At 34.0% G+C, this 25,249-nt stretch carries 24 protein-coding genes and 1 other annotated feature; of the genes, 16 read left to right on the top strand and 8 right to left on the bottom strand.

Going from position 1 to position 25,249, the window contains the following annotated elements:
• Position 1: 1 nt before the first annotated feature.
• Together BKP45_RS12945 and BKP45_RS12950 are read left to right on the top strand one after the other, a co-directional pair.
• Positions 2 to 1,495 (top strand): NarK family nitrate/nitrite MFS transporter, encoded by a 1,494-nt coding sequence (locus tag BKP45_RS12945; RefSeq protein ID WP_071390077.1) that lies wholly within the window; start codon positions 2 to 4, stop codon positions 1,493 to 1,495.
• A gap of 425 nt (positions 1,496 to 1,920) precedes the next feature.
• Positions 1,921 to 2,631 carry a Crp/Fnr family transcriptional regulator gene (locus BKP45_RS12950; RefSeq protein WP_084787904.1) on the top strand — a complete coding sequence of 237 codons (711 nt, stop codon included), beginning with the start codon at positions 1,921 to 1,923 and terminating at the stop codon, positions 2,629 to 2,631.
• Positions 2,632 to 2,794: 163 nt separating this feature from the next.
• On the opposite strand, the gene BKP45_RS12955 is transcribed toward BKP45_RS12950, so the two are convergent.
• Positions 2,795 to 3,340, bottom strand: coding sequence for a hypothetical protein (locus BKP45_RS12955; protein ID WP_071390078.1), 546 nt, complete (start codon positions 3,338 to 3,340; stop codon positions 2,795 to 2,797).
• Positions 3,341 to 3,789: 449 nt separating this feature from the next.
• Here BKP45_RS12955 and BKP45_RS12960 point away from each other — a divergent pair, with 449 nt between their 5' ends.
• From BKP45_RS12960 to BKP45_RS22560, 6 genes are all read left to right on the top strand, one after another.
• The gene (locus BKP45_RS12960; protein ID WP_071390079.1) at positions 3,790 to 4,509 is read left to right on the top strand and encodes a YwiC-like family protein; all 720 of its coding nucleotides are present in this window, start codon (positions 3,790 to 3,792) and stop codon (positions 4,507 to 4,509) included.
• 84 nt (positions 4,510 to 4,593) lie between these two features.
• Positions 4,594 to 4,776, top strand: coding sequence for a YjzC family protein (locus tag BKP45_RS12965; RefSeq protein WP_071390080.1), 183 nt, complete (start codon positions 4,594 to 4,596; stop codon positions 4,774 to 4,776).
• A 105-nt stretch (positions 4,777 to 4,881) separates the two neighbouring features.
• Positions 4,882 to 5,007: a hypothetical protein gene (locus BKP45_RS23330; protein WP_281243165.1), complete on the top strand. Its 126-nt coding sequence runs from the start codon at positions 4,882 to 4,884 to the stop codon at positions 5,005 to 5,007.
• Between the two features lie 77 nt (positions 5,008 to 5,084).
• Entirely contained in the window at positions 5,085 to 5,828 is a 744-nt protein-coding gene (locus BKP45_RS12970) for a hypothetical protein (protein WP_071390081.1), read from the top strand.
• A 273-nt stretch (positions 5,829 to 6,101) separates the two neighbouring features.
• A complete protein-coding gene (locus BKP45_RS12975; RefSeq protein ID WP_071390082.1) occupies positions 6,102 to 7,028 on the top strand; it encodes an NAD-dependent epimerase/dehydratase family protein in 927 nt (308 codons plus the stop codon).
• Positions 7,029 to 7,038: 10 nt separating this feature from the next.
• Positions 7,039 to 7,215 (top strand): hypothetical protein, encoded by a 177-nt coding sequence (locus BKP45_RS22560; RefSeq protein WP_169824108.1) that lies wholly within the window; start codon positions 7,039 to 7,041, stop codon positions 7,213 to 7,215.
• Here BKP45_RS22560 and BKP45_RS12980 read toward each other — a convergent pair.
• Entirely contained in the window at positions 7,212 to 8,807 is a 1,596-nt protein-coding gene (locus tag BKP45_RS12980) for a peptide chain release factor 3 (RefSeq protein ID WP_071390083.1), read from the bottom strand. The genes BKP45_RS22560 and BKP45_RS12980 overlap by 4 nt on opposite strands.
• Positions 8,808 to 9,150: 343 nt before the next feature.
• Between BKP45_RS12980 and BKP45_RS12985 the strand changes: the two genes are divergently transcribed.
• The gene (locus BKP45_RS12985) at positions 9,151 to 10,107 is read left to right on the top strand and encodes a BMP family ABC transporter substrate-binding protein (protein ID WP_071390084.1); all 957 of its coding nucleotides are present in this window, start codon (positions 9,151 to 9,153) and stop codon (positions 10,105 to 10,107) included.
• Positions 10,108 to 11,168: 1,061 nt separating this feature from the next.
• Here BKP45_RS12985 and BKP45_RS12995 read toward each other — a convergent pair.
• Positions 11,169 to 11,501 (bottom strand): hypothetical protein, encoded by a 333-nt coding sequence (locus tag BKP45_RS12995; RefSeq protein WP_071390086.1) that lies wholly within the window; start codon positions 11,499 to 11,501, stop codon positions 11,169 to 11,171.
• 233 nt (positions 11,502 to 11,734) lie between these two features.
• Here BKP45_RS12995 and BKP45_RS13000 point away from each other — a divergent pair, with 233 nt between their 5' ends.
• Together BKP45_RS13000 and fabF are read left to right on the top strand one after the other, a co-directional pair.
• Positions 11,735 to 12,673 carry a beta-ketoacyl-ACP synthase III gene (locus tag BKP45_RS13000; RefSeq protein ID WP_071390087.1) on the top strand — a complete coding sequence of 313 codons (939 nt, stop codon included), beginning with the start codon at positions 11,735 to 11,737 and terminating at the stop codon, positions 12,671 to 12,673.
• A gap of 57 nt (positions 12,674 to 12,730) precedes the next feature.
• Positions 12,731 to 13,972, top strand: coding sequence for a beta-ketoacyl-ACP synthase II (fabF, locus tag BKP45_RS13005; protein WP_071390088.1), 1,242 nt, complete (start codon positions 12,731 to 12,733; stop codon positions 13,970 to 13,972).
• Between the two features lie 388 nt (positions 13,973 to 14,360).
• Here fabF and BKP45_RS13010 read toward each other — a convergent pair whose 3' ends face one another.
• A complete protein-coding gene (locus BKP45_RS13010) occupies positions 14,361 to 15,356 on the bottom strand; it encodes an LCP family protein (RefSeq protein ID WP_071390089.1) in 996 nt (331 codons plus the stop codon).
• Between the two features lie 262 nt (positions 15,357 to 15,618).
• Positions 15,619 to 16,326, bottom strand: coding sequence for a Crp/Fnr family transcriptional regulator (locus tag BKP45_RS13015; protein WP_071390090.1), 708 nt, complete (start codon positions 16,324 to 16,326; stop codon positions 15,619 to 15,621).
• A gap of 188 nt (positions 16,327 to 16,514) precedes the next feature.
• On the opposite strand from BKP45_RS13015, the gene BKP45_RS13020 reads away from it, so the two are divergent.
• The 4 genes from BKP45_RS13020 to BKP45_RS13035 all read left to right on the top strand — a co-directional run bounded on the left by BKP45_RS13020 (position 16,515) and on the right by BKP45_RS13035 (position 20,856).
• Positions 16,515 to 18,659 (top strand): DNA topoisomerase III, encoded by a 2,145-nt coding sequence (locus tag BKP45_RS13020; RefSeq protein WP_071390091.1) that lies wholly within the window; start codon positions 16,515 to 16,517, stop codon positions 18,657 to 18,659.
• Between the two features lie 117 nt (positions 18,660 to 18,776).
• Positions 18,777 to 19,610 (top strand): DUF2268 domain-containing protein, encoded by an 834-nt coding sequence (locus tag BKP45_RS13025; RefSeq protein WP_245747482.1) that lies wholly within the window; start codon positions 18,777 to 18,779, stop codon positions 19,608 to 19,610.
• A gap of 179 nt (positions 19,611 to 19,789) precedes the next feature.
• Positions 19,790 to 20,002: a hypothetical protein gene (locus BKP45_RS13030; protein ID WP_084787927.1), complete on the top strand. Its 213-nt coding sequence runs from the start codon at positions 19,790 to 19,792 to the stop codon at positions 20,000 to 20,002.
• A 107-nt stretch (positions 20,003 to 20,109) separates the two neighbouring features.
• Positions 20,110 to 20,856 (top strand): YjbA family protein, encoded by a 747-nt coding sequence (locus tag BKP45_RS13035; protein ID WP_071390093.1) that lies wholly within the window; start codon positions 20,110 to 20,112, stop codon positions 20,854 to 20,856.
• 59 nt (positions 20,857 to 20,915) lie between these two features.
• Here the strand turns inward: BKP45_RS13035 and trpS are convergent, their stop codons facing one another.
• On the bottom strand, positions 20,916 to 21,902 hold the full coding sequence (gene trpS, locus BKP45_RS13040; RefSeq protein WP_071390094.1) for a tryptophan--tRNA ligase: 987 nt from the start codon (positions 21,900 to 21,902) through the stop codon (positions 20,916 to 20,918).
• A 60-nt stretch (positions 21,903 to 21,962) separates the two neighbouring features.
• Positions 21,963 to 22,217 (bottom strand) — a binding site (T-box leader).
• A 245-nt stretch (positions 22,218 to 22,462) separates the two neighbouring features.
• On the opposite strand from trpS, the gene BKP45_RS13045 reads away from it, so the two are divergent.
• Positions 22,463 to 23,044, top strand: a complete 582-nt coding sequence (locus BKP45_RS13045; protein ID WP_071390095.1) for a TlpA disulfide reductase family protein — start codon at positions 22,463 to 22,465, stop codon at positions 23,042 to 23,044.
• Between the two features lie 46 nt (positions 23,045 to 23,090).
• Here BKP45_RS13045 and BKP45_RS13050 read toward each other — a convergent pair whose 3' ends face one another.
• Positions 23,091 to 24,080, bottom strand: a complete 990-nt coding sequence (locus BKP45_RS13050; protein WP_071390096.1) for a sodium:calcium antiporter — start codon at positions 24,078 to 24,080, stop codon at positions 23,091 to 23,093.
• A 447-nt stretch (positions 24,081 to 24,527) separates the two neighbouring features.
• Positions 24,528 to 25,067 carry an HD domain-containing protein gene (locus BKP45_RS13055; RefSeq protein ID WP_071390097.1) on the bottom strand — a complete coding sequence of 180 codons (540 nt, stop codon included), beginning with the start codon at positions 25,065 to 25,067 and terminating at the stop codon, positions 24,528 to 24,530.
• Positions 25,068 to 25,249: the final 182 nt, after the last annotated feature.

A 25,249-nucleotide genomic window follows, 5' to 3' on the forward strand; every position in this document is an offset into this window, starting at 1 on the left:
CATGAATAGTAAAGAATTATTTCAACTTAAAAATCCACGTACAAAAACGTTACATTTAACGTGGATTGCGTTTTTTATCTCATTTTTTGCCTGGTTTAATATGGCACCTTTGGCTGGGACGATGGTTGAGTCAGTAGGGTGGTTAACAACTGACCACATGGCAGCTCTTGCAATCTTAAACGTTGCATTAACTATTCCAGCTCGAATTGTTATTGGAATGTTACTAGATAAATACGGCCCTAGAAGAGTTTTTTCAATATTACTTATTGTGATGGCAATACCTACTTTTATGTTTGCCTTTGGTAACAATTGGATGCAATTGTTTATATCCCGGTTATTATTAAGTTCTATTGGAGCAAGTTTCGTAGTTGGGATTCGTATGGTTTCAGAATGGTTTCCACCGAAAAGTGTAGGGTTTGCCGAAGGTTTTTATGCTGGTTGGGGTAACTTTGGTTCAGCAGCTGCAGCAATTATTCTTCCATGGGTAGCAATAACCATGTTTGGTGGCGATGATGGTTGGCGTTATGCGATTGCCTTTAGTGGTATAGCGTGTCTTGTATACGGAGTTATTTATTGGTTTGTAGTTAGTGATACACCAGAAGGAAAAGTATATCAAAAGCCGAGAAAAACAGCAGCAATGGAAGTAAGCTCATACGGAGATATGATTCAATTAATGATTTGGACAATTCCATTAGTTGGAGCATTAGGGTTACTTTCATGGCGGTTGAAAAATTTAGAGTTTATTTCAGAGCAAGCATTAACAATTATTTATGTTATTTTGATTATCGTATGTATATATCAAATCGTTCAAATCTTAATAGTGAATTTACCAATCTTAAAGGCTGGTGTGCCTGAAGATGATAAATATAAATTTAAAAATGTCGCAGCGCTAAATACAACATATTTCGCAAATTTTGGAGCGGAGCTTGCGATTGTCTCAATGCTTCCGTTATTCTTTTTAACGACATTTGGTTTAACAGCTACAGCTGCAGGGTTAATTGCATCTTCGTTTGCTTTTGTAAACTTATTTGCTAGACCTTTCGGTGGTTGGTTATCAGATAAGATGACAAGTAGAAAAACAGTTATGTTAATATATATGTTTGGAATTGGACTTGGCTTAGTTGGAATGGGGATGATTAACTCTGAATGGCCTTTGGTATTAGCTGTCGCTATAACAGTATTAACGTCAATGTTCATTCAAGGAGCTGAAGGGGCAACATTTGCTGTTATCCCATTAATTAAAAAGCGTATTACAGGACAGATTTCTGGTATGGCTGGTGCATATGGGAATGTTGGAGCTGTTGTTTACTTAACAATTTTTACTTTAGTAACTCCTCAAACCTTCTTTTTTATCTTAGCTGGTGGAGCCTTTGTTAGTTTCTTATTTTGTCTTATTTTCTTAGATGAGCCTAAAGGGGCACACGGAGAAGAATACCAATTATCGAGTGTGGACTTAGAACAACAATCAAGTTTAAAACAGTCAAAAGGAGCCTAACTAGGTTCCTTTTAATCTATCCAAAAAGTTATTTAATATGGAATAGTAGTCACATAAAATCTGTATTACGAAATTCATCTCAGTACATAAAGAAATCTTTCTAAAAAAACAAGTTTTAATCATTAGAGTAACGTTGAGCAATTATATTACTATAAAAAAATACTGTTTATTAGAGGAGCAATTTCATATTTTTACATTTTAAATTAGGTCAAATCGGTTTTACATATCACTTACTTCATGTTACAATTTTTTAGTATTATGTTTGTACACAAAATAGTCACAATACAATGACACTATACATATGCGATTTATACTTTTAATAATATGAATATAGTGTTAAGATAATAAAAAATGTCCTGAAGTCTTCAGGATATTTATTATTAACTACAATGTTTATTAATCCTATATGAAAAGAGGTTTTCTTAATGAAAAAGAAAGAGCTGGCAATGAAGCGTTTCTTTAATGAGCTGTCAAAAGAAAACCAAGAATTGTTATTATCAATAGGCTTGGAGATCAGTGCAAGCAGTGGAACGTTTTTATTCTATGAAGGGGATTTTCCTGAGAATGTTTATTTAATTCGATCAGGGAAAGTCCGTTTAAGTAAAATGACTGCAGATGGAAAAGAGTTTAGCGTTCATTTAAAGCAAAAGGATGAATTAGTTGGAGAAGTAGGACTATTTAATGATATGTCGATTAGTGTTACTGCTGAAGTAATTGAAGACTCTGTTCTAGTAAAATTTGAAAGATCCTCTTTAGAAGAGATATTTCGGAAAAATGGAGAAATTGCCGTTGCTTTTATGAAATGGTTTGCAAGACACACTCAATCGACACAGGCAAAATTCCGCGATTTAATTCTGTGTGGGAAAACAGGTGCGTTTTATTCGACATTAATTCGATTTAGTAATTCATACGGCGTTAAAACAGAAGAAGGAATTCTTATTAACGTCCAATTAACAAATCAGGATATTGCTAATTATATTGGCACGACAAGAGAGAGTATTAATCGAATGATTAATGATCTGAAAAAGGATAACGTTATCAATGTAGATAAAGGTTATATCTTAGTTAAAGACATCGAATTCCTAAAAAATTACTTACATTGTGGTGACTGCCCTGTAGAAATATGTACGATTTAGAAACGACATGGAACTTTTTTCATGTCGTTTCATTCTTTGTATATACATAAATAAATTTCATCATTCACTATCCTAATATCCTTTATTTAGTTAAGTTGAGTTGCTCATAATTACATATAGATTTAAGGCTCGTATTAGTACCTTTTTAATTCACTTAAATAATTTAAAATTCGCCTGTAGCAATGATCTTCAATTGATCACCAGTATATGTTTGTTCACCGTTTCGCGTTATTAGTTTACATTGAGTTATATAGAAATCATCATTTGTATTCTCAGCTTTTGTTGACTCTACTAAGATGCCTTCCCCAAGAAGCAATTGATTATCATACACTTGAACCTTTTGCCCTTCCATAGAAACATGCTTAGCCCCCTCTAAAAACTGTACCCATGCGCTCCAACCGTGATATATATATGCTTCATTTCCATTATCCAAATAGCCCATCAATGCTTGATGGTCGTCGACTTTTGCTTGAATCTTTTCTACAAGTATTTTTATTATTTTGTGAAGGTGTTTATATTGTTCAAATGATAATTCTTTTGAAAATTGAAGTTTTAGTTGGTTAATAGAAGTATCATTAATAATAGTAGCCGTATAATTAGTCGTTTGTTCGTCTAAAACATATACTCCTTCATTGTATTTGAATTGAAGTCCTCGTAATGTTTCAAAAATTGGTTGAAACCCTTTATATGTTAATATTACTTCGAGCATTTTGCCAACCCCTATTAAATAATAATTTACCTAGATCATAGCAAGAAAGTTCTATATGTACAGTGTAAAATATCACAAATGCTATTCCCTTATATAATCATGAACTTCATTCATTCATTATTCTTGTTACGAAGATATTATATATAGTTTGTTGAATCTTCCTTGACTAGATATAAATTTATCCCACTCTTAAGGGGCAAGTAAGACCCCCACCTCAAAACTTAAGAAAATCGAGAAGTTTAGGTGGGGTATAAACTGCCCCTAAAGGTCCGGTAAGTTGAACTAACAATCCAGTGGGGGATGAAGGAAAACCACCACTGATTGGAGTTCAGCTTTATGGGCTCTTTTTTGGTAATTATCGAATTAATAATCATTAGTGATAATAATCACTTTGCCTAAATTATTTTTTAAGTAAAATAAATGTATTAAATGAGAAATGAGGGATCAATATGAATTGGTTTATACCAAGGGAGCATGGAGCTTGGGCGATGTTAATTGTTCCTTTTTTATTAGGGATGCTAGCAAGTAACCCGTTGTGGCTTCATCTGCCCTTTTTTATAGGAGTAGTAGCTTTTTATTTTGCATCAAGTCCATTTTTAACAATGATTAGAAAGCCAAATTTAAAGAAAGAAATTATTCCTTCACTTATTATTTATTTAAGTATAGGATCATTATTTACGTTTCCCATTCTATTTATTATCCCTGAAATAATTATTATAGGGTTCCTTATTATTCCGTTCTTTCTAATCAATGTTATCTTTGCAAAACTGAAAAAGGAACGTTTATTTGTTAATGATTTTTGTGCTATTATAGCCCTGTCATTTTTAGTAGTTATTTCTTATTACATTGGCAACCGTACCATTGATCTTAGAGCGCTTATCTTAATGGTTATAAATGTTCTCTTCTTTACAGCAAGTGTATTCCATGTAAAAACATTAATTCGGGAAAAAGGTAATCAAATATTTTTATGGAAGTCTAATATGTTTCATGGTTTTACTGTTGTTTGTTTTTTAGTTTTAGCAATGCCTGTGATTTCAGTCGTCTTTTTTGTTAGTTCATTAAAGGCCTGGTTTATGCCAAAGAATAAACGTTATAAGCCGGTTCAAATTGGTTTAATTGAAATTACGAATAGTGTCATTTTTTTGGTTATAGTAGGGATATTTTTCTAATGAAACAAGTAGTTTCCTTAATAATTCACTTATTTAAATCCATATTAATAAAAGAAAGTGATTATTATTAGGGGTGATTTATATATGGGACAAAGTCGTCAATTTACTCATGGTCAAAAAGCACCGAATAATGGTATATATGTGGAAATTGGTGAAACTGGGGATATGGTACAAAACCCCCAAAAAGTAAAGTTAAAAGCAGGAGATCATTTTCCTGAAACAAGTAATCAAAATCGCAAATGGACATATAAAAGTAAATTTAAGTAACAGCTACGGCTGTTACTTATTTAAATTTAAAAAATTTTATCAAAACTAAATAATGTACATATACACTAGCATAAACTAATAAAAACGGTTCGCGGAGGGATCTTAATGGACGAAAAAAAGCAAGAACTAGAAGCTTTGTTGGCACAGTCAGAAACAAACTTAACTAATTATGGAAAAGTGAGGATTGAAGAATTGAAAAAGGAGTTATTTGAAATTGAGGATTATGAGTAAAATAGGCATTGTCCTATTCAAACTAAAGTATCCTTTGCATACATTATAAAAGGAATGAAATTTGCGAGGGATTTATAATGACTATAAAAGAGAGATTTTTTCTAATTGGCGAAGAGTGGAATGTTATTCATTTTCCGAAAAAACCAAATGGATTTGCAATTTTCATCATCGGTGATATAAACCATTTTGTAAATTCTAAAACTAGTTCATGGCATCAAAGACCTGCCCATTTTCAGTTTATTGAAAACTTAAAAAATGCTGGATATACAGTCATTTACTCTAATTTGTATGGGAGACATTGGGGGAGTGCTGAAGCCTGTCATTTTTTACACCGCATTTATGATGAAGTAACGAAAAAAGAAATTTTAAATAAAAAAGTCCACATTATTGCTGAAGGGATGGGGGCATTGGTAGCTGCTCAGTTAATCCCAACAAAAGAATCATCATTTCGCTCTATAGTCATGATTAACCCATGTCTTAACTTATCGCACTACTTTCAAACAGAAAAACGGAATAAATTCTTTTATAAACGTTTTCTAAAGGAGTTAAAGAAGGCTTATTCTATAGAGACTACGGAGTTGGAAAAGAAAATTTCTTCCATGGATATTAATATGTATAAGGCTATGCCAGTCCCGTTAAAAATTCTCCATTGTATGAATTCTACTCCTTATATGTTAGAAAACCATGTAAGACCATATGAGAAATTGTGTAATAACGGAAATGAAAGTGTAGAAGTTGCAATTTTTCTTAAAAATAAGCCACTTGAACAGTTAGCAAAGCCAACTATTGAATTTTTTAAGAAAAATGAATGTAATCTATAATTATAAAGTGTCAGCATACCAAACTAACTAGAATAATTACTTCTATATTCTAAGAAGATTCCTTTCATGGTTTAGCTGGCACTTTTGTTATGGAATAATACTTTTTTATTTTCAAATTAAGGGTAATTTAATGAATTTCATCATTTATTATACGTGCCATTAGATATAAATTTTGTGAAGCTAGGTTTTAATAAAGTGGAAATTCACTCATTGACATAATAATTACTGTTTTTTCATATATATAGTAAATAAATAAAACGGGGGAATTATTATATGAAAAAAATAGTAGTGACTGGCGCTCTTGGTTTTATAGGCTTTTCATTATGCCTCCGATTGTTAGACAGAGGGTTTAAAGTAGTCGGTATTGACGGAATGATTAATAGCCAATTAAAAGAGTTTTATGAAGAAAAACTTCTTTGGATTGGTAGGAATTCTCAGTTTCATTTTATAAATAAAAGGATTGAAGATGCTGATATAAAAGCGGTTCTTAAAGGTGTAGATACAGTTTATCACATGGCCGCGGCTACAAGTAAAGAGAGAAGTTGGGATGAACTTCCAAAAACTATTCAAGATAATGTTGGTGTTACAGAAAAAATAATTTCTGCTTGTGAGCAAAATACGAAAGTAATTTACACGTCTTCTACGCAAGTTTACGGTGAGAGAACAGGAACGATTACCGAAAATACCCCCTTGAACCCCATTACTCCATATAGTTTAACAAAGATGGCAGCGGAAGCTTTAATTAAAAGCAAATGCAACCAATTCGGTGTACCTTATGTTATTTTTCGACTTCCAACAGTTTATGGTCCTTGGCAAAGAGATGATATGGCCTATTGTAAATTAATAGTAAAGAAACTTATGTCAGATAAAAATACTTCTGCCAATTCAGATCGAGTAACCGAAGATGTTTTGTATATTGAGGATATTCTTGATACACTAATTGAAGCTGGAATAAAAGCCGAATGTAAAAATGAAGTGTTTAATTTATCAACTGGAAAAGTAAACGAATGGTTTCGAGGTTTAGCCTTAATTAGTAATAAAACAATTTCAGAACCTAGTGATAAACGATTATTAGTTAGTATAAGTAATGAAAAAGTTGTATCGCAACTGGGGTTTAAGGTTGTAACAAATCTTGAAACGGGATTAAAAGCACAAAAAGAACACATAAAAAAATACAAGCACTTATATTTAAGACAGTAGGAGAGAGGCAATGGGTCCAAAACAAATCATTATTGGATTACTAGTGTTTATTATTATTACAGTTGTAACTTTTTTTCTATTAAATCTGATTCTTCAATTACCTGAAGGTGTTAGCGTTATAATTGCTATTGTTGTCGGATTATTGGCTGAAGTGTTATATCGAAAGAAAGCTAGGTCTAGAACCTAGCTTTCTTTAATAAATGAATTCTCATAAAACTTTATGTTAGGGTATTTATCTTGAGCAGTTCTCATTTGATAGTCGTTTTCAAATAGTACGACTAGCCGATCATCACGATCTTTCGCAAGATTTCGTTGTGTGCGAATAAATGCATCTAAATCCTTTTTATCTCCTGAAACCCAGCGAGCGTAAGAGAAAGGTAATCGTTCGAGGCGAATATCTACTTTATACTCTGCTTTTAAACGATGTTCTAATACTTCAAATTGAAGGACACCAACAACACCTACAATTTGTTGTTCAACAACCTTTTGGTAAGTTTGAAAAAGTTGGATTGCTCCTTCTTCAGTTAATTGACGCAGTCCTTTTTCATAAGACTTATGCTTAAGCGCATCTTTTACAGAGATAACACAAAAGTGCTCTGGTGAGAAGTGTGGCATTTCTTCAAATTCAAAAGAACCATTTTCAACTAAAGTATCCCCAATTCGAAATGTTCCTGGATCAAATAATCCAATGATATCTCCTGCATATGCTTCTTCAACTGCGTTACGGCTTTGGGCTAAAAATTGGGTCGGTTGTGCTAGTCGTAAAGGTTTGCCAATTCTTACGTGATTAACATTCATACCTTTCTTATAGATCCCTGAAGTAATCCGTAAAAAAGCAATTCGATCACGATGGGCCGGATTCATATTTGCTTGAATCTTAAAAATGAAACCGGAAAAATTTTGATCTAATGGATTAACGATTCCTTCTGTACTTTTCCTAGCTGTAGGTGAAGGGGCCATTTTTAGAAAATGGTCGAGGAACGTTTGAACTCCAAAATTAGAGATAGCACTACCAAAAAAGATAGGAGTGAGTTTTCCGGTATTAATAAGTTCTATCTCAAATTGATCTCCAGCAACGTCTAATAGTTCCATTTCCTCCCGAAACTGATTTACTAAACTTTCATCGTTAATCACTTCATCAATAAGAGGGTCATCACAACCAGTAACCTCAATGATAGTAATTTTGCTAGGTTCATTATGATTGTATAGCTCTAATCGTTTTTGATGTCGATCATAAACGGCTCTAAAATCTTGCCCCATTCCAATTGGCCAATTCATTGGATAAGATCGTATGCCTAATACGTCTTCTAATTCTTCCATTAATTCAAATGGGTCTTTTCCTTGACGGTCTAGTTTGTTAATAAATGTAAAAATAGGTATTCCTCGCATACTACAAACTTTAAATAATTTAATTGTTTGTGCTTCGACACCTTTGGCAACATCGATCAACATTGTAGCAGAGTCAGCCGCAGTTAATGTTCGATATGTGTCTTCACTAAAATCTTCGTGTCCTGGAGTATCAAGTATATTTACATGAAAATCTTTATACTGAAATTCCATCACTGAACTAGTAACAGAAATACCTCTTTGTTTTTCGATTTCCATCCAATCACTCATGGCATGTTTAGAGTTTTTTCTTCCTTTAACTGTACCTGCTTCACGAATTGCACCACCAAAATAAAGTAACTTTTCTGTAAGTGTAGTTTTTCCAGCGTCAGGATGCGAGATAATAGCAAAGGTTTTTCTTGATTGTACCTCTTGTTCATAGGAAAGTTTCATAAATTTGAGCCTCTTTCTTTATTACATGTAATATTGGTGAATTTCATCATGCCATTAATCTAACCAAATTACTATATTTAGTTGAGAACGCATTAATACAACTAAATACGGTATCTTGGTGGCGTTAAATTTGTTTTATGAAATTCATTAAAGTCAACTAACTATTAAATAAAATGTTCAATTTTATATTACTTTTACATTTCAAATTCTAGTTTACCATTGATTGATTTTACCATATTTAATATAGTGAAAAAAGGGAGTATTATTTTCGAATGTATTATTAGGTAAAATAATTCTAGAAAGCGATTTATTAAAACCTCTATAAGGAGAGTGCTTAATACTTATGTCTTTTTTTCGAATTAGTCTGATCGTAACATTACTATTAATTTCAATAGGGTGTTCTACTTCTATTGAAACTAATATGTCAACCAAGGTGGGGCTACTGCTACCAAGTAATATTGACGATCAGGGCTGGAATAGTAAAGGTTATAAAGGCTTATTAAATATTCATTCCAAAATGAATGTTGATGTATTTTACAAGGAAGAAATTAATTCAATGGAAAAAGTTAACGATGCAATTTTAGAATATGAAAAACTAGGAGTAAACCTAGTCTTTGGTCATGGAAAGATGTATGCTATGAAGTTTTTAGAATTGAAAGATCAGTATCCACATATGCATTTTATTGCTTTTAATGGCGATGTGTCAGGAGAAAATATTACTAGTCTTCATTTTGAAGGTTATGCAATGGGCTTTTTTGCGGGGATACTTGCAAGTGAAATGTCTGAGACAAATGTAATTGGGGTAATTGCCGCTTACCCTTGGCAGCCAGAAGTAGAAGGATTTGTAGAAGGTTCTCAATATCAAAATCCAGATGTAGATGTCATAGTAAACTACGTTTCTAGTTGGGGAAATATTGATAAGGCAATTGAGCTATACAATGAAATGAAATTAGAAGGTGTTGATGTATTTTACCCAGCAGGTGACGGTTATCATATACCAGTTATTGAAGAAGTTAGAAAACACGGTTTATATGTTATTGGGTACGTTGGAGACCAATCCGATTTAGGACAGTCTACTGTACTAACAAGTACAATCCAACATGTTGATCAGCTTTATGAATTAGTTGCAGAAGAATTTTTTAATGGGAAACTAAGTACAGGGAATCGTTATTTTGATTTTGCTGAAGGAGTCATTTCTTTAGGAGCGTTCAGTCCGGAAGTGCCAGAAGATATTCAAGTGATGATTAGTGACGAGGTTCAACGATATATCGATACTGGAAAACTTCCAAATGAAAAATAGTACGACGAATAAATTTTAAGTATCAAATTTTAAACATGTAAGGTTATCTAGCTCCAAAGCCAATGGTTCATACCCACGGCACTGAAGCTTTCTTATCAGAAAAAGGGCGTTTCTCCTCCTAATATCGCCCTTTGGACATGCTCGTTATGGGATACGTGCACATAGGATAGTAAAGACCTAGATGAAAGACCGGGGTCTTAATTATTACAAGTAAAGGAGGTTCAATTATGTATCCCGGTATGCATTATGCCCATTATCCTGGACAATATATGATGACGAGAGATTACGGGCATGGAAAACATCATCATCCACATCCCCCACGCCCACCACATCCCCCACAACCCGGATATTCACCAGTTTTACCATTTTTAGCTGGTTTGGCGGGTGGTGGGTTATTATTTAGTGCTTTTTCTGGACCAGGAAAGGCATATGGCCCACAACCATACGGTCCACCGCCGCCATACAGCCCGTACCCATCTGGCCCACAACCGTACGGTCCACCACCGCCATACAGCCCGTACCCATCTGGCCCACAACCGTACGGTCCACCACCGCCATACAGCCCGTACCCATCTGGNCCACAACCATACGGTCCTCCGCAATATGAACAACAGCCATATCGCTAAAGCAATCATTGGGTAAGAGTTTGTTCGCATTTTTCGTCATAATTAGGATGACTATTTATAGTCATCCTAATATTATTACAAGGAAAGTATAAAATTTCTAACTTAGAAACTGTCTAGCTTCAGCGCCCTATCGACTAGAAAGCTTCCTTCGTCTCGTCTACGATAAGTCAAGAACGAAAGTCTAACGACTTTCGACTCTCCTATATCTCACTCGACTCAGTCCAGCTTATTACGTCGATGAGCTGCGGCGCTTGCGCTTTTCTTACATGCATCAAAAAATTTTGAAAGTTAATGAATTTTATAATACAGTTTTCACGTGACTGAAATACTATATCTAGTTGGATTTGCGTACTCATCTAGATATAGTTTTATGCCACTAGATTATGCTCAATTTGGAAGAAAAAAGAGCAGTAGTTTACCTTTTAACTTATTATTTTATTTTTTGGGACTACCAAAGCTTTTGAATAGATCGACTAATGGTCCCATTTTTTTTAGGGAAGGTCCTAGTTTATTAACCAATCCCATAAATTGATCAAATTGCTCTACCATTTGGACAAAATCTATTTCTTGTGTTGGAGAATTTTCACTATTGTGTTTATTGCTTTTATTACCCTCCGTTTGGGTAGGCATACTTTCTTTACTTGCTTCAGTACGTGTCGTTTGTGTATTTGCTTCTTCATCTATTGGAGGGTGTGCTGTTGGTCCAAACATTAGTTCATCAAAAAAATTTCTTGCTTGTGGAGTTTCTTGTTGTTTGTTATCTTCCAATTTTCAATCCCCCTTTAAAAAGAATTATACAATATAAACGTATGTCAACTTACATAAGAGAGTGTGGGAAGAGAGCGCCCGATTGTATAATGATTGCTAGACAAAGTCAATAAGATGAATTAAAATTATGATCAGGTCATAATATTAACTAGTATAGGATATAAAATGACACAATTATGAAAAAAAGTAAATGTGACTTATAATATAGAAATATATAAAAGGAGGACAAAGGAATGCTCAATGTTGGAATTCTAGGTATGGGATCGTACGTACCAGAAAATGTAATAACCAATGTAGATATGGAAAAGAAAATAGACACTTCAGATGAATGGATTAAAACTAGAACTGGTATTGAAGAACGCCGATTTGCTTCAGAGCATCATGATACTTCACATATGTCATATTTGGCTGCCAAAGATGCTTTAGAAATGGCGAATATCTTACCTGAAGAACTTGATCTAATTGTTGTAGCAACAGTTACTCCGGACCGACCATTTCCTTCAGTATCAGCTGTTATTCAAGATCAACTAGGTGCGAAAAAAGCTGCAGCTATGGATATAAGTGCGGCATGTTCCGGTTTTATGTACGGTATGATTACAGCAAAGCAATTTATTCAGTCTGGTGATTATAAGTATGTATTAGTTGTTGGCGCAGAAAAATTATCTAAGCTGATCAATTGGGATGACAGAAATACTGCGGTACTATTTGGTGATGGAGCTGGAGCGGCTGTTTTAGGCCCGGTTTCTAAAGATAAAGGAATATTAGCTTTTGAATTAGGAGCTGATGGTGGTGGGTGCGAGCACATTACTCAAGAAGGCCCACACTTGACTATGAATGGACGTGAAGTGTTTAAGTTTGCGGTACGTCAGATGGGTGAATCCGCATTAAGTGTAATTGAAAAAGCTGGTCTGACAAAGGAAGATGTTGACTATCTAGTTCCCCATCAGGCGAATATCCGAATTATGGAAGCGTCGCGACAAAGACTCGATTTACCTGAAGAGAAAATGGCAAAATCAGTCCATAAATATGGGAATACTTCAGCGGCTTCTATCCCTATGACCTTAGTTGATGAGCTGAAAAATGGAAAGATTAAAGATGGTGACATTGTAGTATTAGTAGGATTTGGTGCTGGATTAACCTGGGGCTCTGTAGTACTACGTTGGGGTCGTTAACCTAGATGAAGTCACAAATTTTTTAGAATGTCATTATATAAAAGGAGAGAAAAGATAATGAAGCAAAATCGTGTTGTAGTTACAGGAGTAGGGGCGGTTACTCCTTTAGGTAATAACGTTGAATCTACGTGGGAGAATTTAACAGCTGGAAAATCAGGGGTAGGATTGCTTACGAGAGTAGATGCATCTCAGTTTCCTACAGTTGTTGCTGCTGAATTAAAGGATTTCGATCCAGGTAATTTCATGGATAAAAAAGAGGCAAGAAGAATGGATCGCTTCACTCAATATGCAGTAGCAAGTAGTTTGATGGCTGTTGAAGATGCAAAGCTTGAAATTACTTCTGAAAATGCTGATCGAATTGGTGTATGGATTGGTTCTGGTATCGGTGGAATGGAGACATATGAACAACAGTTTAAAATTTTCTTAGAAAAAGGACATCGCCGTGTAAGTCCGTTCTTTGTACCAATGCTGATTCCTGATATGGCTTCAGGACAAGTTTCCATAACGCTTGGGGCAAAAGGGATTAATTCTTGTACAGTAACTGCTTGTGCTTCCGGTGCTAACTCCATAGGTGATGCATTTAAGGTTATTGAGCGCGGAGATGCTGATGTTATGATTACTGGTGGATGTGAAGCGCCAATTACGAGTATGTCAATGGCAGGTTTTAGTGCAGCAAAAGCACTATCTACTAATCCTGATCCAAAAACTGCTAGTCGTCCATTTGATTTAAATCGTGATGGATTTGTTATGGGTGAAGGTGCAGGAATTCTAGTCCTTGAATCGTTGGAACATGCACAAAAACGTGGTGCAAAAATTTATGCAGAAATCGTAGGTTACGGTGCAACTGGCGATGCATACCATATCACAGCACCTGCTCCTGAAGGTGAGGGAGGAGTTCGTGCTATGCGTATGGCATTAAAAGATGCAGGGCTCAATCCAGAAGAAATTGATTATATGAATGCTCATGGGACAAGTACTCATTATAATGATAAGTATGAAACGTTAGCAATTAAGCAAGTTTTCGGAGATTATTCCAAACAATTAGCTGTCAGTTCGACAAAATCAATGACAGGACACCTATTAGGTGCAGCTGGAGCTGTAGAAGCTATTTTCTCAATAAAGGCGATTGTTGATGGAGTAATCCCACCAACAATTAATTACGAAACACCAGATCCTGAGTGTGACTTGGATTATGTACCAAATGAAGCAAGAAAACATGAAGTGAACGTAGTTCTTAGTAACTCATTAGGATTCGGTGGACATAATGCAACGTTAATATTTAAGAAATTCAACGTTTAGATAACGAAAACTATTTAACTATAGAGTGTGAAAAGGATATTTTGCGAGAAGTTAGAAAAGGAACTACAGCCAACATGGCCGAGTTCCTTTTTTATCCCACACTTAAGGGGCAAGTAAGACCCCCACCTCAAAACTTAAGAAAATCGAGAAGTTTAGGTGGGGGATAAACTGCCCCTAAAGGTCCGATATAGAATAACTTTCATCAGTGAAGCTGATGATTAGTTATTCTTATGCCCGTGGTATAAGTTGAACTAACAATCAGTGGGGGATGAAGGAAAACCCCCACTATTGAAGTTCAGCTTTATATAATCCAGAATTTATAAATTTCTAACTTGGAAACTGTCTAGCTCCAGTGTTTGTCGCCGATAGGCGGGCACCTTGCGCTTTTTTAATCGTAAGCAAATTCCTGATCAAGCTCTAAAAATTCTTTAATAACTTGTTTATTTTTTTCGATATCTACTTCTAGTACCGCGCCAGCATGGTTATATCTAGCATCAACAAATGATCCTTTAACTGGAATTGTTATTGTTTCCACCTTTTCAATTGGCTTTAAGAAAAAATTTGTACCATAATCTAAAATTTGTTTGTTTTGGATATTAGTTTGAATATAAGGTTCAATGGAACCTAGTAATTTCGGAAGTCTAGTTATTCCCGAGAATGTTAGGAGTTCATCCTTTAATATAGTTAGGACTTCTTGTTGCCGTCGAACACGTCCAAAATCATTTTCGTGATCACTACGAAAACGTACATAGTTTAAAGCTTGTTGCCCATCTAAACGCTGTAGCCCTGGTTGAAAATCGATATGGTCTCGCCCTTTAGAATAATACATTCTTCTTTTGATGTCTATTTCAATCCCATCAGGTGAGATAATATCTACTACTCTTTGGAAACCATCGAAATCAATCATAGCGTAGTAATGGATGTCAATATCAAAATTGTCTTTTATTGTTTTACGTAGTAACTCCGGCCCACCTAAAAAGAAAGCGGTATTAATTTTATTGTTTCGATATCCTGGAATGGTGACATACGTATCCCGCATTATTGAAATTAACTTTATTTTCCCTTGTCTCGGTTGGTATTGAGCTACCATAATTGTGTCTGATCTTGCAGCGCCATCTTCTTCCTTATCCACTCCTAATAAAAGGACACGTATTAATTCTTTAAACTCATCTTTGCTGGCATTAAATTCGATTGCTTCAAATTCATGTTGATTATTATTACCTTCTATTAATTTAAGAGATTGTTTTCGTGCATGTTCAAATTGGTAAGTCGAATAGACTACAGTAGAGATTGCTAATATAATCAGTATAGAAAGTGTTATGTAAATAGGTTTCTTTTTGCTTTTTTTAGGCTTGTTTCTTGTTGGGCTTCCTTTTCTGGTCAACCTTAATCAACTCCTTTAAGCATACCAATTAGTATAGCAAAAAAGCACTGTTTTTAGTACTAAATCCCCAAATTTATTGGATTTATTCTAATTAATGAACGACATACATATATAATTTACCCCACTAAGATTTTATAACTAGTTACATTCATTCGATCGTAACTAGATATAGAATTATGCATCTCGGATTAGGTAATTATGAAATTTACTCAGCTAATAAAAAAATCCATTAACTAGAGTTAACAGATTTGCTTAAAGTAAGTTAAATTGTACAAATTTCAACTGGACATCTTTCGCAACGTAGATATTTCTTTAAATAGTCGATATTTTTGATTAGGATGTTATCATCTAAAATTGAGATGATATTTTCTTTTTTTAAATCTTGTAACATTCTGTTAGCAGTTTCTCTAGATGTACCTATGAAATTTGCAATTTCTTGGTTTGTGAGCTTTAGCGGTATTAAAATATCATTATGGTATTTTACACCATATGAATTGCTAAAACGAATAAGGATAGAATAAAGCGCTCCTAATTTACCGTAAAGAAGTAAATCGGAAAATTTTGCTTGTGTTGATTGCGTATTTCTAGCAAAAAGCTTAATGAAAGCTACGGCAATGTCACCATTTTGTAGAAATAACGCTTCCAAATTTTCTCTTGTAAATTTATAGAGGGTAGAGTCTTCAATGATTTCTGCTGTCATACTAACTAACATATCATTAAATAAACTAAATTCACCAATAATGTCGTTATCTTGCTTCAAGTGAAGGAAAAACTTTTTATGATCGATCGTCATTTTACTTAGCCGCACTTTCCCGGAACGGATTAAGTAAATATTAGTAGCTTCTTCTCCTTCGTAAAACAATGTAGTACCTTCTCTAGCGTGAATTTTTACTCCATGCTGTAACAAAATATCTTGGTTTTCTTTTGATAGTTGACTAAAGAAAGGTGTAATTTTTACGACTTTGTTCATTCCTATCACTCCATATATACTCTCGTTATATTTTGTCACAAATAAAGAATATCATAAAAACAGTGGAATTTGAATGGATTTTGATAGAATACATTCATCATTAAACCAAAAGAATTGATTCATATTTTGCCACATTCGATAAAAACTCGTAAAATAGGTATGGACTTATGATAATGAGGAGATTAGCAATGAAATTACTTATAGCTGAAAAGCCTGATCAAGCAAAAGCATTAGTATCACAATTTAAAACGAAAAAACAAGATGGTTATTTAATTATCGAGCCAAATAAATGGTTTCCTAACGGTGGATATTGCACTTGGGCCGTTGGTCACTTATTACAGCTTTCGGCTCCAGAAAATTATTTTCCAAGTTGGAAAAAATGGACATTATTAAATTTACCTATGATTCCTGATAAATTTCAGTATGAGGTCGTAAGGTCAAAAAATAAGCAATATCAAATCATTAAAAAATTGTTACAAAAAAAAGAGGTAACAGAAATTATTCATGGTGGAGATGCGGGGCGAGAAGGAGAATTAATTATTCGTAGTATTATACAAATGATCGGGATTCATAAACCAATGAAACGTTTATGGATTTCTTCGTTAACTCAAAAAGCAGTTCTAGAAGGTTTTGATAGTTTATTAACAGAAGAAAAAACAAGAAATTTGTATTATGAAGCATATACTCGTGCATGTGCCGATTGGCTAGTAGGAATGAATGCCTCAAGAGTATTTTCTATCTTATTAAAGGAAAAAGGTATTAGTGATGTTTTTTCAGCAGGAAGAGTTCAAACGCCTACGTTAGCTTTAATTGTAAAAAGAGAGAAGGAAATTGAAGGTTTTGAATCTAAGCCATTTTGGGAAGTAATTGCTACTTTTACAATGGATGGAAAGCATTATGAAGGAAAATGGTATAAAGAGAATCAATCAAGAATTGAAGAAGAAGAAATGGCCCAAAAAATAGCGCTGTTCTGTGAAGGAAAAACGGCAGAAATAGTCCATGCTGAAAAAGAACGAAAAAAGTTTGAGCCTCCTTTATTATTTAATTTATCAGCACTTCAGGCTACCGCTAATAACATATATAAATTTCCCCCAAAAAAGACATTAGATGTATTACAAAAGCTTTATCAAAAAGGAATTGTATCTTATCCAAGATCAGATTCAAATTATGTTACAAAAGGGGAAGCGGAAACGTTTCCATATATATTAGAAAAGCTAAGTGATTTTAAAGAATATTCATCGCTCTTCCCGGTTCCGAAAAAGTCGATTGCTAATAATAAACGCTTCGTAAACGAAAAAAAGGTAACAGATCACTATGCGATTATTCCTACTGAACAAGTAAAAGATCCTACTAAATTACCAACAGACGAAGCAAAAATTTATGATTTAGTCATACGTCGTCTTATTGCAGCCCATTACGATTCGTCACAATTTGACTATACAACAATTATTACCTTGGTAGACAAACGGGCACAGTTTATTTCAAAAGGAAAGCAGCAAATAAATGAAGGTTGGAGAAAAGTTTTATATAAGCAACAAGATGATACGGATGTCATTTTACCTATTTTAGAGGAGGGAGAGACTGGTTTTGTTAAGAGTGTTCATGTAAAGGCTGGAAAAACACAACCACCTAAGCGGTATACCGAAGGACAGTTAATTACGTTGATGAAAACAGCAGGGAAATTTATAGATAATGAAGAATTAGAAAAAGTTTTAAACAAAACAGAGGGGTTAGGTACAGAAGCAACTCGGGCTGGTATCATTACTATGTTAAAAGACAGGCAATATATAGAGGTAGTCAAAAATCAAGTGTTTGCAACAAAAAAAGCACGAATTCTTATTGATGCAATTGGTGGTGCTATTTTAGCTTCTCCTGAAATGACCGCAAAATGGGAGCAGCGTTTAGGGGAAATAGGTCAAGGAGCGGCTTCTCCAGTTACTTTTATGGAACAAACGAAAAAGTTAACAGCCAAAATTGTTGAAGACGCTACACAAAATTCAGTGAAATGGAATTTTCAAGGACTTGAATATGAAGTGAAAAAAAACTCTAAATCAAAGTTTACTCTCGGAAAAGTAATCGGGAAGTGTAAGCTTTGTGATGGAGATTTAGTTGATAAGGGAAATTTTTATGGTTGCGGAAATTATAAACAAACTTCTTGTAAATTTATTTTATCCAAAACAATTTTAGGAAAGAAACTATCTGAAACAACTGTCAAAAATTTATTAACAAAAGGTGAAACAGGAGTATTAAAAGGTTTTAAAAAAGGAGACAAAACATTTAATGCTACTCTCATTTGGGATGATAAGGAAAACAAAATTAGCTTTAAATTTTAGTTCAAGTGGTGACTAAAAATGATACGTGTGCAACTCCTATTAAAAAGTAGCACCTTTCAAAATCAAACATAACTATAAGTAGTAGGATATGTAGGAGGTGTCTAGACTTTGAGTGTTGTGCAAACTAATGAACTATTAAAGGAATTTGTAAGAAAGAGAAAAGAAACACCAACAAAGCTATATTTTCAATTGCAACGAGAACTTTTGTGTGATCCTGTAGCTGATCATTTCGAAGAGTACCATTCTATTCAGTTGCATAAATACTTTTTAGACAATGGAATGTTCTTTCCTGATGCTAAAATATTAGAAGAAATTAATGGGTTTGAAAAAAAGAAAATATGGAAGTTACTTCAAATTCATTATGAACGCTTAAAAAGTGATTGGCAGGGAGAAGAAGCTACAATTTATCTTTTTCCGGTTGAAAAGAGAAATGAAATAATAATGAAAGACTTGAATGGGAAAACAGGAATTAGTTTCCACAATGTTATAGTTTTATTTTTATCCAAAAATCTTTCAGTAGAACAAATAGATGCGCTTCTTACTCATGAATATAACCATGTATGCCGCCTTTCGTCGTTAAACAAAGACTTTGATCAGTTAACATTACTCGATTCGATGGTTATTGAAGGTATGGCGGAAGTAGCGGTAGAAAAGACAGTGGGAAAAAGTGCATTAGCACCTTGGGTATCTTTATATAATAAAAAAGAACTATATCCATATTGGCAAAGAGTAAAAAACTTATTAAACGTAAAAGGTAAACAAAATCATGACCCTATTTTATTAGGCGGTCAAACATCACGTAAATACCCTAAATGGTTTGGTTATTGTATTGGCTATGAAATTGTAAAAGCTTATTTGGCGAGAAACAAAGGAATACGAATGAGTGAATTATTAAAAAAGGATTCTAAAGAGATTTTATCTACATCAGAATTTGATCATACATTTCAGTAAGAGGAGTCTAGAATTCTTTTTAGACTTCTTTTTTAATACAAGTTTTTATGGAAATACCTTATTTTTAACAGGATTTTTCTAACTTTAGAAGAAGTACTAATATAGTAGTAAAAATATTAGTCAGAAGGGAGGATTCCCGTGGGAAAGTTTCAACAAAAGTTTCTATGGTGGGACAAGTTATGATTATTCGTTTCTTCATATTACTTGTTGGCTTTGGACTTGCTGTAATAGGTGGTATAAGCATGATTGCGTATTTAAACTTATTAACAGCTGGGTATTCCTTCGTATATTATCTGAAGTTCATTGGGATGAGAGTAGAACTACATCTCTTTATCATTGGTTTAGTCATGATTATCATTAGTATTTATGGGCCTTCTTCTAGGCGTAATTAAAGAAAATAGTGAAAAATTTCCTTGCATTTCCCTTCACCATGGAATAAATTTCCTAATGAATGCCTATACTGTTGGTACGAACATTCAAAGAGTAAGGGGGCTTTCTGATGGTCCACATTCGGGATGTATGGATCAATTGGTTTGAAGGAGAAGAAAATGGTTACAATATCTGCGAGTTTTTTGAGTGGAGGAAAGAAGATAAGATTGAGCTATTAGATTCTGTTATTGTAATAAAAGTAACAAGCAACATTTTCGACTACATAGAAAACAACTTGGCAGAATTACCTGAACAGTTATTAGATGATGTTTATCAACAGAGTTATCAAAGGAAAAACAATCAACGATTACAACTAGATTATTGTTTCATTGTAACAGATGGAAGAAAAGTCTTGGCAGTCGATACGTTAGGTTATAAAACTCCGATAAGAAAAAGTAGGTTAATGCCTAGACAAGAAGAAACCGTACTCGAATTAGCCATGAATGAACATGTAAATGATTACTACGTTGAGTATATTGATTTACCAAAGGAGCATCATATTTTATCACCTGATCCTAGGTTGATGAGTGGGTTGATCCGGAAAGAACGTCAATTAAAACAGCTGTTATTTATGGCGCTAGATCAGCTATATTCAACTTGTAATGTTTCGGAAGTCCGTTATTGGCTCACAGAGTGGTCACCAAATAACTATGAAAGTATTCAACAAATGTGTTTTGAAGAAGCGTGGGAGAAACTCTTTAATGAGGTGAAGATGGGCTGGACAAGCCAGCATTATCACCTATGTGAAAGAATGATAAAAGGACACTCCTTTTTTGAAAAATTATGGGAGCTTCAACATGCTGAAAGTGTAAAATAACAGGAGCAAAGAGCTCCTGTTATTTTTTGCTTTATAAAGGCTAGTATAGAGGAAAATTATTACCTTTTTCTACCTAAACCCATGGCTCTTTTTGCTTTCGCCAATGTTTTAGAGGCGACTTTATTAGCTTTTTCAGCTCCCAAATCTAAATAATGATCAAGTTCTTCGGAATTAATGATTTCATGGTAACGGTCATGGATAGGCTTTAATGTCTCAATAACAGCTTCACCTAACGCTTGTTTAAATTCACCGTAGCCTTTCCCTTTAAACTCATTTTCTAATTCTTCAATGGACTTGCCTGAACAAAGAGAAAAGATACTGAGTAGATTTGAAATAGCTGGTTTATTTTCTTTGTCGTAGTTAACAATTCCATCAGAATCGGTTACAGCACTTTTGATTTTTTTCATGATCGTTTTTTCATCATCTAACATTGAAATATAACTTTTCGGATTTGGATTTGACTTACTCATTTTCTTAGTTGGATCAGTTAATGACATAATTCTTGCGCCTACCTTTGGAATGCGTACTTCTGGAATTGTAAAGATGTCATTGTACTTTTTATTAAAGCGTTCTGCTAGATCGCGTGTTAATTCTAAATGTTGCTTTTGATCCTCTCCCACTGGCACGATGTCTGTATTATAAAGTAAAATGTCAGCTGCCATTAATGGTGGATACGTTAAAAGTGCACTAGATACAGCTTCTTTTCCATCAGATTTATCTTTAAACTGTGTCATTCGCTCTAATTCACCAATGTAGGAGACACACTGCATAATCCAACCTAATTGGGTGTGGGCACTTACTTCTGATTGGATAAATAAAGTTGATTTGGTTGGGTCAATTCCAGCTGCAATATAGAGAGCTGCCAAGCTTCTGATATTTTTGCGAAGTTGAAGTGGATCTTGTGGAACTGTGATGGCATGCTCATCAACTATACAAAAATAACAGTGATTATCATTTTGAAGTTCTACAAAATGTTTCATTGCTCCTAAATAATTTCCAAGTGTTAAAGTTCCACTTGGCTGAATGCCTGAAAAAATCGTTTTCATCGTCTTACTTCCCTTCTTTAAATAAAAATGACAATAAAAAAAGCCCATTCATCCCGAAAAGATAGGGACGAATGGACCGCGGTACCACCCTAATTATTCTAACTTAGTTAGAATCACTTAAAACCGTACAGCTGTTGAAGCGATACGAAGTCCTTGATAACGTTAAGGACAAAACGCCGAGGCCTACTTACAAACATTATTGGTTCGGTTCGGTTGCTCAAAAGCCCATTCTATATTGCGTTACTATCTGTTTCCCACCATCACAGACTCTCTAAGAGTTTAACAATATATACTATTCTTCATCATCGCAAAGTATATAAATTCCAAATAATCACAATCGCGTTAGGGAATTTAAGTATTTTTATAATTCCCATGTTTTTGAAAAACTTACTCCTTGTAATTAGAAAAGCCAAGTTTTTCTAATTATATAAAACAAAATATAAAAAAGCAATCTTGTGTTATGACTGAAAGAATGATTACGTAATGGTTCAGTGATATGTGCATATATATGTACTATGTCGATGGCCTGGTCAACTAAAATTATTAAGGTGGTGTAAAAGATGATTTTTAAAAAGAATTTAATATATTTAGCAATTTTTTCTTTTATTTTTCTTTTTTTAGCTTTTAGCTATGAACGTTCGGATTCAGTATTAAAAAGGTTGGATCTAGAAACGATCACCTCTAAACAACAAGGTGTTTACAAAGGAAATATTGCCGAGGATTTTCAGCTTTTAAATAGTGTCGGTGAAAAGGTATCTCTATCAGACTTTCGAGGGAAAAAAGTGATTATTAATTTTTTTGCGACTTGGTGTTCTCCTTGTCAAGAAGAAATGCCAACGCTTGTACAATTAGATAAGAAAATTGACGATGAAAAGTTAGTTCTTTTGGGAATAAATGTTACGAAAGAAGAAAGGAATGTAGACGACGTTCGAAGGTTCCTTAATCATTTTGAAGTAAAATATGAAGTTTTGTTTGATGGAGACGGTAAAGTTATGAAGGATTACCAGTTAATCGGAATACCCACTACGATATTTATAGATGAAAATGGAAAAATTGTAGAGCGATTAAATGGGATTGTGACAATGGAGATGTTATTAGATCACCCGTTTTTACAGGGGTTATTAAACAAGAATAATCAATGATTTAGTGATATGAAGAACGAGGCTACTCTAGCAGCCTCGTTTTCTATTAGTTTATGAAAATTAGAAAACTTGATACGAAATAGAAAAATATAAGTACAGCCGAAGGTAACCAATAAACAGTTTGATTCTTTTGCACTTTTGAACGAAGTAATGAATATAATATTATGACACTTAATAAAAACGTAGCTATTGCAGTAATACTGTGTACGGATGATGCTGCTGATAAAATTGAAGCTGGACGATAGAAAACATCAGATCCTATTAAAATTAAAATGTTAAATAAGTTACTACCTAAAATGGAGCCAATCGCTAGATTATAGTTCCGTAATTGGATGGCAATTAACACTGCTACTGCTTCTGGTAATGAAGTTGAAGCTGCAATTAAGAAACTACCAACAAAACTTGAACCTAGTCCTGTAACAATGGCAATTCTATCGCCGGTTATTGATAAAAGTGAACCTGAAATTAAGATAACAAACGCTGCAATAATAAACCCTATGATTGCTTTTTTTAATGAAATTGCTGACGTTTGAGAAACGCCATCCTTGTCTTCGTCTTCATCTTCAAAGTTGGTTACTTTTTTAGAAATGAGATACATTCCACTGGCATAAATGATGATAAGAATAATCGTATCGAAACCAATGCCTAAAATTGAGTAAGGTAGTTTTAAAGTTAAAGCAAGAAAGATAAGACAAGATAGAAGCATGCCAACACTGATGGTATAAACATGGCTATGTGAAGCACTTTTGAAAATTTGGTTTTTACGATAGTACAGATCGAAAGCCGCAATAATTAAAAGGTTAAACATGTTGCTACCTAAAACACTACCGACAGCGAGGTCAGTGTTTTTTAAACCTACAATTGCGGTCAAGGTCGTTGTCACTTCAGGCAAAGAAGTAGCTCCTGCTAAAAAGATTGTTCCGACTAACATTCCTCCTAATGAAGTTCTTTCACTTAAAACGTCTGCATAAGTGGAAAGTTTGATTGCTGATAATACTGTAAATATTGCTGCAATGAAAAAGAGTAAAAATACCATGAGTTGTCGCCTCCTGAAATTTCGAAAAAGAAAAAGACCCTTTTATGAAAATGCTTTAGGAATCTAAAGCATTTTCATAAAAAGGTCTTGCGTACTTTGTCGAAAACACAAAGCTTAATGAACCGAGTGATATAATCACTGAAATGACGATTCATTAACCAGTTGGTCGCTACTCCCCTTTTTGGGCTTATTCTTTTGTTGGAATAAATGTACCACGGAAAATGAAAATCGTCAATCGCTATATATCATTATCATTTATACAAAATAATAAAGGAGAAGAACTTTCTATACGTAAGTTTTTCTCCTTTTTCAATGTTATACAATTGTTAGCTGTTAGGTCAAAAGTGTTTTGTGATCCTGGGACACAAAGTGCATTTAGAATAAATCGCACTTGATCAGGGAATTGGGCTTTCAAACCTATAGGTAATGAACAATATCAATTGTTCATTACAAAGATGCAATTTGATTATCTTGTTGATATAGTTCATTGTCAATTTGTTCATCTAATTTTATAATTAACAATCGCGCCTTTTCATCATCAACTTTTCGATAATGGTGGTTCCCATTTGGTTCCTCATCCATTTCATCAGCTAAAGCAACAACTTTTTGAAGAGGATCTAAACTAAGCTGTCCATCTGGTAAGTAAGAGTCAGTGTGTAATAAAATAGCTAAAGCGATTTTTTTTGCCTTTGCTGGATGTTCACCTAACCTAATTAATAACTTATGAGCACGTTCTGCACCTTTTATAGCATGAATGTCATTTTTCTTGTATAACTCATAATCCCATTTACCATCTCGGTACCATGTATAGTGTCCTATGTCATGCAGAAAAGCTGCTTTAGTCGCTAAATCAGAATTTACATTATATTGTTTTGAGAGGGTAAATGCATGATAAGCAGCCGCAATGGCGTGTGCCATACCAGATCTTTTAATATACTTCTGTGTAATACGATGGTCAAAAATAGTCAGCAATGTAATGTCTCTCATCATGATCTCCTCCTTAAATTTTCTTACACCAAAAATATAAATTTTTACTATTATACATATGTTGGATGATGAATGCAAGTGACAAAATAAGAGGTATTTTGAAATTGGAAAGAAGTTAAGGGGGCACTTTGATAATAAACGGGAAAAATGATAATGAAAGTGGTTGTAGCTTGTCATTAAAT

Source organism: Anaerobacillus alkalidiazotrophicus (genome assembly GCF_001866055.1).

Bases quoted from the DNA above. Each gene is read 5' to 3' on its own strand.
- BKP45_RS12950 (WP_084787904.1), top strand. From the start codon at position 1,921: ATGAAAAAGAAAGAGCTGGCAATGAAGCGTTTCTTTAATGAGCTGTCA.
- BKP45_RS12955 (WP_071390078.1), bottom strand. From the start codon at position 3,340: ATGCTCGAAGTAATATTAACATATAAAGGGTTTCAACCAATTTTTGAA.
- BKP45_RS23330 (WP_281243165.1), top strand. From the start codon at position 4,882: ATGGACGAAAAAAAGCAAGAACTAGAAGCTTTGTTGGCACAGTCAGAA.
- BKP45_RS12975 (WP_071390082.1), top strand. From the start codon at position 6,102: ATGAAAAAAATAGTAGTGACTGGCGCTCTTGGTTTTATAGGCTTTTCA.
- BKP45_RS13030 (WP_084787927.1), top strand. From the start codon at position 19,790: ATGATTATTCGTTTCTTCATATTACTTGTTGGCTTTGGACTTGCTGTA.
- trpS (WP_071390094.1), bottom strand. From the start codon at position 21,902: ATGAAAACGATTTTTTCAGGCATTCAGCCAAGTGGAACTTTAACACTT.
- BKP45_RS13000 (WP_071390087.1), top strand. From the start codon at position 11,735: ATGCTCAATGTTGGAATTCTAGGTATGGGATCGTACGTACCAGAAAAT.
- BKP45_RS22560 (WP_169824108.1), top strand. From the start codon at position 7,039: ATGGGTCCAAAACAAATCATTATTGGATTACTAGTGTTTATTATTATT.
- BKP45_RS13055 (WP_071390097.1), bottom strand. From the start codon at position 25,067: ATGAGAGACATTACATTGCTGACTATTTTTGACCATCGTATTACACAG.
- BKP45_RS12960 (WP_071390079.1), top strand. From the start codon at position 3,790: ATGAATTGGTTTATACCAAGGGAGCATGGAGCTTGGGCGATGTTAATT.
- BKP45_RS13045 (WP_071390095.1), top strand. From the start codon at position 22,463: ATGATTTTTAAAAAGAATTTAATATATTTAGCAATTTTTTCTTTTATT.
- BKP45_RS12985 (WP_071390084.1), top strand. From the start codon at position 9,151: ATGTCTTTTTTTCGAATTAGTCTGATCGTAACATTACTATTAATTTCA.
- fabF (WP_071390088.1), top strand. From the start codon at position 12,731: ATGAAGCAAAATCGTGTTGTAGTTACAGGAGTAGGGGCGGTTACTCCT.
- BKP45_RS12965 (WP_071390080.1), top strand. From the start codon at position 4,594: ATGGGACAAAGTCGTCAATTTACTCATGGTCAAAAAGCACCGAATAAT.
- BKP45_RS12945 (WP_071390077.1), top strand. From the start codon at position 2: ATGAATAGTAAAGAATTATTTCAACTTAAAAATCCACGTACAAAAACG.
- BKP45_RS12970 (WP_071390081.1), top strand. From the start codon at position 5,085: ATGACTATAAAAGAGAGATTTTTTCTAATTGGCGAAGAGTGGAATGTT.
- BKP45_RS12980 (WP_071390083.1), bottom strand. From the start codon at position 8,807: ATGAAACTTTCCTATGAACAAGAGGTACAATCAAGAAAAACCTTTGCT.
- BKP45_RS13015 (WP_071390090.1), bottom strand. From the start codon at position 16,326: ATGAACAAAGTCGTAAAAATTACACCTTTCTTTAGTCAACTATCAAAA.
- BKP45_RS13035 (WP_071390093.1), top strand. From the start codon at position 20,110: ATGGTCCACATTCGGGATGTATGGATCAATTGGTTTGAAGGAGAAGAA.
- BKP45_RS13020 (WP_071390091.1), top strand. From the start codon at position 16,515: ATGAAATTACTTATAGCTGAAAAGCCTGATCAAGCAAAAGCATTAGTA.
- BKP45_RS13050 (WP_071390096.1), bottom strand. From the start codon at position 24,080: ATGGTATTTTTACTCTTTTTCATTGCAGCAATATTTACAGTATTATCA.